General features: G+C 59.1%; 7 protein-coding genes and 1 tRNA gene. 3 read left to right on the forward strand and 5 right to left on the reverse strand.

Annotated elements, in window-relative coordinates; genetic code table 11:
- Positions 1-3 precede the first annotated feature (3 nt).
- Positions 4-633 (reverse strand): VOC family protein, encoded by a 630-nt coding sequence (locus ABI_RS24635; RefSeq protein ID WP_157139041.1) that lies wholly within the window; start codon positions 631-633, stop codon positions 4-6.
- A 304-nt stretch (positions 634-937) separates the two neighbouring features.
- On the opposite strand from ABI_RS24635, the gene ABI_RS21090 reads away from it, so the two are divergent.
- On the forward strand, positions 938-1,408 hold the full coding sequence (locus tag ABI_RS21090; protein WP_040309811.1) for a GNAT family N-acetyltransferase: 471 nt from the start codon (positions 938-940) through the stop codon (positions 1,406-1,408).
- A gap of 189 nt (positions 1,409-1,597) precedes the next feature.
- On the opposite strand, the gene sppA is transcribed toward ABI_RS21090, so the two are convergent.
- The 4 genes from sppA to ABI_RS21110 form a co-directional block, all read right to left on the reverse strand.
- Positions 1,598-3,379, reverse strand: a complete 1,782-nt coding sequence (gene sppA / locus ABI_RS21095) for a signal peptide peptidase SppA (protein WP_006275103.1) — start codon at positions 3,377-3,379, stop codon at positions 1,598-1,600.
- Positions 3,380-3,524: 145 nt separating this feature from the next.
- The gene (gene trhO / locus ABI_RS21100; protein WP_006275104.1) at positions 3,525-4,421 is read right to left on the reverse strand and encodes an oxygen-dependent tRNA uridine(34) hydroxylase TrhO; all 897 of its coding nucleotides are present in this window, start codon (positions 4,419-4,421) and stop codon (positions 3,525-3,527) included.
- 20 nt (positions 4,422-4,441) lie between these two features.
- The gene (locus ABI_RS21105) at positions 4,442-4,897 is read right to left on the reverse strand and encodes an MEKHLA domain-containing protein (protein WP_006275105.1); all 456 of its coding nucleotides are present in this window, start codon (positions 4,895-4,897) and stop codon (positions 4,442-4,444) included.
- A gap of 1 nt (position 4,898) precedes the next feature.
- On the reverse strand, positions 4,899-5,588 hold the full coding sequence (locus ABI_RS21110; protein WP_006275106.1) for an alpha/beta fold hydrolase: 690 nt from the start codon (positions 5,586-5,588) through the stop codon (positions 4,899-4,901).
- Positions 5,589-5,708: 120 nt separating this feature from the next.
- Between ABI_RS21110 and ABI_RS21115 the strand changes: the two genes are divergently transcribed.
- Positions 5,709-5,782: transfer RNA gene (locus tag ABI_RS21115), tRNA-Gln, on the forward strand.
- Positions 5,783-5,943: 161 nt separating this feature from the next.
- Positions 5,944-7,302, forward strand: coding sequence for a globin-coupled sensor protein (locus tag ABI_RS21120; protein ID WP_006275107.1), 1,359 nt, complete (start codon positions 5,944-5,946; stop codon positions 7,300-7,302).
- The last annotated feature ends 292 nt before the right edge of the window (positions 7,303-7,594 follow it).

Below are 7,594 nucleotides of genomic sequence, written 5' to 3' on the forward strand. Positions count from 1 at the left end.
TGTCTAAAGCAAGGATATGACTACCGGCATTTGTCCGTGCAACCGAACGATCTCAAGATCTATACGGTACCCTCGTTCGGAGTTTGAGATGGCGAAGCCAAGGTTCTTCGCCAGTAGTTGCAGCGCAGTGCTTGGTGGAGTGTTCGCAGGCATTACGAATTCTCGGATGCGAACGGATTGAAATCCGGCCTGTCGCTGAAGATTGCCGCGACGCTCATCCGGCCAGGAGATAGGCGGACTATCACCGGGAGATCTAAACATCATCGGCTGTTGGGCGGCGTCGCCATCGGTGGCGACATCAATTGCCATTGGTTTTGGCAAATAGGGCGGTCGATACGGCCACGTCGAAATGTTACTGTTGCCCCGCCAGGCAATCCCAAATGGGCAGGTCCCAAGGTCGATGTACCTAGATCGTTCAAACAGACCCGTCCGAGCGATCGCAGAACTTCTGACTTCAGCTTCGTCGCTTACCCAAAGCAACTCGATAAAGGCATTGTCGAAGCAAAAACATATGTTTTCTGTCCCTTGCCCGGGATGGCACCGCCGATAGGTTTCGACGAAACCCGCTGCCTTGAGCCGTTCTTCAAGGCCATCCTCCGGACCACAAAAAATGAAGACATGATCCAGTTCCAATATCGCAGTTCCTAGTTCCGGTGCCTTAAGTTCTAGCGGTATCAACCAGCGAGCGATCCGAGGGCCATAGGCCACTTAGATGACGGCGCGCCGAGGCACCCCTGATGTTCCGAAAGTCATTTTCACCCCAAAAGCGAGGCCCAAAGCCTCGAATCAAGATCAGTTAGGTAGGGATAGATAAACTGCTATTATTCCAGTAATTGATATCATGTTACTAAAATGCTCAATTTTTTGCGCCCATGACGTTTGACGGATCGATGCATGACGCCTTGCTGGATGGATATGGACGAATGGTACACATTTGATGATCGTAGCTGCTGAAGATTCCGATTTTGACACCCTGGCATGCGAGGGAAAGGTCCGAGGCATGCCTATGGCCGACGGTGGGATCGCGCCGGATACGGTTCTGGCAATGTTGCGTGGTCTGGCGAACACGATACGTCCCACCTGTGACCCGGCCGCCTGGTGGATCATAGAAGACGACGAGATTATCGGTCTGTGTTCAATCACCGCTGGTCCGACGGATGCAGCCATTGATATTGGTTATGGAGTAGCGACCAGCCGCCAAGGCCGGGGAGCCGCATCGCGTGGTGTGGGCGAGGTTTTGAAATGGGCAACTGAACGTCCGGATCTGATCGCGGTCACGGCCGAGACCTCTGTTGCTAATCTCGCGTCTCAGCGCGTGTTGGAGCGCAATGGCTTTCAGCGCGCGGGCACAAGAACCGACGCGGAAGACGGTGAACTCATCTGCTGGCGAAAAGCGGTTGGCGCCTAGCACGCCTTGCACGGCCTTGCCGTAGGTGAGGGCCGTTGCGGCGATCAATGTGTCGACAAACGGGGGGCGATTGGCAGACAATTCGCCCCATAGACGCGCCAAGCCTGAAGCCCGAACAACACGATCACGAAAAACGCCCGGAGCGGCGCTCCGGGCGTTTTTGTCTTGCTGACAGGTGAGGGGCGGCAATCAGCGCGCCGGCGCAGTCTCGTAGGGTTGCGGCGCCATAATCGTCGCACCTTGTTCGCGCAGCCGTTGATCAGCGACACGGTCAATGACCGCTTCGGCCTTTGGATCGCTCATCGCCCAGCCCAGGAAAGACAGGGTTTTCAGGCCGGTTAGGCTCATCTGGACACTGTTACTGACGCCGCCGAACATCGACGGCTTGCTCGGATATCGCACCAGCCGCACCTGCGCCGAGGCATCGATCTTGGCCAGCGATTTGGCCGTATCGACGGCGGCATAGAAACCACCGGCCTTGTCGACCAGGCGATGCTCGACCGCCTGAGCGCCGGTCCACACCCGGCCCTTGGCCAGTTCGCGGACCTTATCCTCCGGCAGGTTACGGCCGGCGGCGACATGGGTGATGAAGCTGTTGTAGATCTGGTCGATCCAGCTCGACAGAGCGGCGCGCTGGGTGGGGCTGAAGCCCTTGGCCTCGCTGAAGACCTCGGTGTAATCGCCACCGACATGGATGTCCTTAATGTCGACACCAAAGCGGGCGAGGGCATCCCCGATGGCGAACTTGCCACCGAACACACCAATCGAGCCGGTCAGGGTCGACGGGTTGGCAACGATGGCCGAGGCGCCTGAGGCGATCCAGTAACCACCCGAAGCGGCATAATCGCCCATCGACACCACGACCGGCTTGCCAGCTTCCTTGGCGTCCTTCATGGCTTCGGCGATCTGGGCCGAGGCCGTGTCCGATCCGCCCGGAGACGAGACCCGGAAAACGATCGCCTTGACCTTGGGATCCTTGATGGCGGTATAGAAGGCTTCGGAGACATCATCCGACATCATCATCTTCTGGCTGCCGAAGCCGCCACCCCCGCCCTTGCCAGTCATGATGGCGCCTTCGCCGTCGATGATGGCGATGGTCTCGCCCTTGCTATCCGGTGCCAGGGTGCGGGAATAATCGGCCAGCGACATCACCTTTGCATTGGTTCCACGCTTCAGCGCAGCTTGTTCGGCATCATGAACCTGGCCCAGATGCGTGATCAGCCCCAGTTCCAACGCCTTTTCGGCGCCGTAAGGACCGGCTTCCAGAGTAGTCTGCACCACCGTCTTGTCGAGGCGCCGATCGCTGGCAATATTGCCGATCATCGATTGATAGATGCTGCCCATCCACGACAAGGTCGCTTCGCGGTGTTCGGGCGTGAAGTCGTTATACAGATACGGGTTGACCGCGTTCTTGAACTCGGCGCGCTGTTCATACTGGGCGCTGATACCGTACTTGTCGAACGCATCCTTGAAGAACATCTCCGAGCTGGAAATCCCCGTCACCTGGAAGGACGAGCGCGGCTGCATCCACAGTTCGCTGGACGAAGCGCCCAGCATGTAGGACGAAATCACCATACCGCTCGGGTACAGGCCCTGGCTGTGGGCGATCACCGGCTTGGAGGCGCGGCGAACATAGATGATGGCTTCGCGAATCTCTTCGGCGGCGGCCGGCGACATGCCGCCTTCAGGAAGGCGCATGAACACGGCCTTGACCTTGGGGTCGTCCGCCGCGCGATGCAGCGTGGTGACGACCTCCACGGTCGACAACGTACTGCCGGTCAGGAAATCGAACGGGCCCGACGCCGCCTGGTCGCTCATCTTCTGGCGCAGGTCCAGCGAGATCACAACATCGCCGCGGGTCTGCGGCGTGGCGGACGAAGCGACCATGGTAATCAGCGCAATCGGCAATGCGACCAGGACCACAATCATCCCGACGATCACGGCCGACAAGGTAATAAAAAACTGCTTCATCTAAGACCCATCATCCCACTCGACATCCCGGCCTCCACCATAAACCTTAACGGCCGGAGGTCAAATGAAGAGGATGTTATAGTTAACGATTTGCGCAGGCTTGTGACGGCCCTGCACCAGAGGGGCGCATTGTCGCAAAAAATGCCTAAAATTTCGTGCGGCCGGGGTATTTTCCGGCTGCTGGAAGCGTGTCGTGGGCGTATTTCGGATCGCCGTGACAGTGCGGGCAGGCAACCCCCTCGATATAGTCCGGACTGACCTGGTCGTCCGGCGTCAGGGCGTGGTCGCAATGCTTGCACAGGACGGCGGTTTTCGACGGCTGCAGGTCGTGATCGACGGCGATTCGCTCATCGAACACGAAGCATTCGCCCTGCCACAGCGACTGTTCGCGCGGCACATCCTCCAGATATTGCAGGATGCCACCCTGGAGATGATAGACGTCCTCGACACCGTTATCGATCAGCCACGAGGTATATTTTTCACAGCGAATCCCACCGGTGCAGAAGGTCGCCACCCGCTTGCCGCGCAAGGCGTCCAGATGGTCGCGCGTCCACTGCGGCAGGTGTTTGAAATTAGGAATTTTCGGATCAATGGCGCCGGCGAACGTACCGAGATTGACCTCGTAGTCGTTGCGCGTGTCGATGATCACGACGTCATCGCCCTGGATCAGCGCATTCCACGCATCTGGCTCCACATACTGGCCGAACCGCCGCATCGATACCGGTTCGCCCAGCGAGATGGTCTCCTTCTTCAGGCGTACCCGCGCCTTGCCGAAGGGCTGAAACGCCGCCTGAGACTCTTTCCACCGCATGGGGGCGCCGACAACATCGGCCTGAAGCCAGGCCATGAAGCCGTCGATGGCCTCACGTGTTCCGGCAATCGTTGAGTTGACGCCTTCCGACGTAATCAGGATCGATCCCTTGATGCCCCGCGCCACCAGCCCGTCGAGCAGGGGCTGGCGCATGGCTTCGAATTGCGGGAAGTCGAAGAAATGGTAGAAGGCGGCGATAACAAACGGGGCAGGGGCAGGGCGTTCGAACATGGCCGCCACCTACCACAAAACTAAAGGTGTCGCCAGTCGCGGATGAAGGCCGCCTGGCCGTGACGAACACCGGCTTCATCGACAACATTCCACAACACGGTGTCGCGGATCTCGAAGCGCTTGCCGGTGCTTGAGACCCGAACGCCGCTATAGGTATCGACCCAGCCCTTGGCCAGGGCGGCCTGCAACAGCGCATTGCGATCCGACTGAATATCCGGTGTCGTCTCGGCACTCAATCTTGACGGCAGGCGGGTAAACGCCGCCCAGTCCATCTCCCACAGCGCCAGCGCCCGCGCATTGGCATAGCGGAAGATCGGATCCGCCTGCGTGCCATGCGAAACTATGGCCTGAGGGGCGTGCCACATGGCCAGCGCCAACTCGGCCCCGTTCGCAATCGGTTGCCCGGTAAACTTGTGAAAGCTGAACGCCATCAGCTGGTTGTAGGCCTGCACCTCAGGCATGTCATAGGGCCGCATCTCAGTCTTTCACGAACGGAAGGAGATGGTGCTGCGTAATCGATCCTGGGGCGCTTTGGAAGATCATATGCGGCAAATCAAGATTGACGATGCGCAGGTTGGACCGATGGCCGAAATGCCGCGGCAGGAAGGGCGGAATCAACCGGTCCCGGGCGGCATTCAGACACAGCACCGGCACGGCCACCGCGTCCAGCAACGACCGCACATCACAGCCCAGCACCGCGCGCACCCGGTCCAGCAACACGCGGCGCGGAATCAGGCGCACGGCGTCATGAATGCGCTGCGCCCAGGCGCGGTTGCGACCGTTGAACAGCATCAGGTCGATCTGCCACGTCCATAGCGGCAGATGCTCGCCGATCCACAGCAACGGCCTGACCCACCGCCCCAGCCGTCCAAACGGCGATGCGGCAAAGGTGGCGTCCAGGATCAGCCTGACCGGCGGCCGCGGCGCATGAACGGCCAGCCAAACCGCCAGCGGGCCGCCGAACGATTCGCCGACCAGAACATAGTCTTGATCCGTAGGCATCTGCGCCAACAGCAGAGCGCCCAGATGTTCATAGGTTTGGGGACCCGATTGCGGATAAGCGATGACCCGGACCTCGGCCTGGGGCGTGAGGTGCGCCACCAGGTCCTCGAAGAAGGCGCCGGTGCCGTCGGTACCCGGTAGCAGGACGATCAGTGGGGCAGGCATGTGGGGCTTATAACTGTTGGAAAAACTTTGGGGAAAAAATGTGCAACGGGGATTGCATGTCGCAAAAGGTTGGGCTATCTCACCGCCTCTCTCGGGCGCAAGCCCGGAGCCGGCCTATGCTGGGGAATGGTGTAATGGTAACACTGCGGTTTTTGGTACCGTCATTCTAGGTTCGAGTCCTAGTTCCCCAGCCAAGTCTCGCTCGTCGTGCGCGCAGCGAAATTGCCGACTATCTTCCCATTATTTTTGATAATAACGCCCTGGTCCTTCGGGGATTAGCGAAGCGTTTACCATTCAGGCTCTCTTATCAACCTTGGGTTATAGTAAACCGAAGTTGATTCTCGGGGAAGTTAGTATGGTACAGCACGCAGCAAGCGCCGCCTCTTCGGAGCGGATCGGGTTTCACGCCATCACGGCGGAGATGGGTCGATTGCTGCGCGAAAACCGTGCCTACATCATGGGCCTGCTGCCTTCGGCGCTGGACGAATTTTACGACCATATTGAACGCTTCCCCGAGGCGAAGCGCTTCTTTCGCGACCGCCGCCACATGGATCATGCCAAGCAGAAGCAGATCGAACATTGGGGCATGCTGTTGCAGGGAAATTTTGGCCACGATTATGTCCAGTCTGTGACGGTCATCGGTGAAGTGCACAACCGGATCGGACTTGAGCCCCGTTGGTACATTGGCGGTTATAATTTCCTACTCAATTCGCTTCTCGCCAGTATCGCCCGCCGCAAGCCCGCCGGGCTGTTTGGCAAAGCCTCCGGCGAAGATACGCTAGCCCTCCAGCAGGCCATCACCCGTGCCACCTTGATGGATATGGACTACGCCATTGCTGTCTACCTGGACGCCGGAAAACGCCAGCGCAACGAGATCATCGAACAGATCGTTGGCTTTGAAGGCTCGGTCAGCAAAATATTGGGTGAGGTGTCCGGCAGCGCCAAGGGACTGAACACGACCGCTGTCGGCCTGTCGGCGATATCGACGCAAGTGACCAGCCAATCCGTCGCCGTCGCCAGCGCTTCGGAAGAGGCCTCGGTCAATGCCCAGACGGTCGCTGCCGCCGCCGAAGAATTGGTCGCCTCGATCGCGGAAATCTCGCGTCAGGTCCATGACGCCATGCGCATTGCCGGCACGGCGACCCAGAACGCCGAACGCACCTCGGCGCAGATGTTGGAATTGTCCGGTGCCGCGCAAAATGTCGGCGAGGTTGTCAACATCATCAACAATATCGCGTCTCAAACCAACCTGCTGGCGCTCAACGCCACCATTGAGGCGGCGCGGGCGGGCGAGCAGGGCAAAGGCTTTGCCGTCGTGGCGACCGAGGTCAAGTCCCTGGCCAACGAGACCAGTCGGGCGACCCAGACCATCAGTGGTCAGATTATTGAAATTCAGAAGTCAACCCAGGGCTCAGTGGCTGCGATCAAGGACATTAGCGATATTATCGAGTCCCTCAGCCAGGTGTGCGCTGCCATTGCTGCCTCCGTGCAACAACAGAGTGGCGCGACGCAGGAAATTTCGCAAAACATCCAGCAGGTCGCCACCGGGGCGGGTGAAGTCACCCGCAATATCAATGGTGTCTCCGATGCCGCGGAAGAAACCTCCAAGGCGTCGCACTTCGTTCTGGAAGCGTCTAGCGTGCTACAAACCCAGGCTGAGACGCTTGGCGGCGAGGTCGCACGTCTGATCCAGAGCGCCCGCTCCGCCCGATAGGGCTGGGTGCGATTCGCCCGACGACGAACGGCATTTAGACGTTGGCCACGGATCTATGGCTGTTCCTGACACATGCTTGCTTACACGCCTGTACCGAATCCTGCAGTAGGCGGTGACAGTCGTGTTTGCGCCATTTGGGACGGTGAGTGGGTGTCATGATTTGGCTCGAAACACCTTCGCCTCTTTGGCTATGCCGTGGTATTCACATGCCTTCGGGATCGCCTCGTTTTCTCCTCCCCATTCCATGGGGCTATCGTATTCACACATCTACCTGAGATTCCGAGTCCGTTAT

This window comes from Asticcacaulis biprosthecium C19, assembly GCF_000204015.1.
GTDB classification, from domain to species: domain Bacteria; phylum Pseudomonadota; class Alphaproteobacteria; order Caulobacterales; family Caulobacteraceae; genus Asticcacaulis; species Asticcacaulis biprosthecius.

Bases quoted from the DNA above. Each gene is read 5' to 3' on its own strand.
- ABI_RS21090 (WP_040309811.1), top strand. From the start codon at position 938: ATGATCGTAGCTGCTGAAGATTCCGATTTTGACACCCTGGCATGCGAG.
- sppA (WP_006275103.1), bottom strand. From the start codon at position 3,379: ATGAAGCAGTTTTTTATTACCTTGTCGGCCGTGATCGTCGGGATGATT.
- trhO (WP_006275104.1), bottom strand. From the start codon at position 4,421: ATGTTCGAACGCCCTGCCCCTGCCCCGTTTGTTATCGCCGCCTTCTAC.
- ABI_RS21105 (WP_006275105.1), bottom strand. From the start codon at position 4,897: ATGCGGCCCTATGACATGCCTGAGGTGCAGGCCTACAACCAGCTGATG.
- ABI_RS21110 (WP_006275106.1), bottom strand. From the start codon at position 5,588: ATGCCTGCCCCACTGATCGTCCTGCTACCGGGTACCGACGGCACCGGC.
- ABI_RS21120 (WP_006275107.1), top strand. From the start codon at position 5,944: ATGGTACAGCACGCAGCAAGCGCCGCCTCTTCGGAGCGGATCGGGTTT.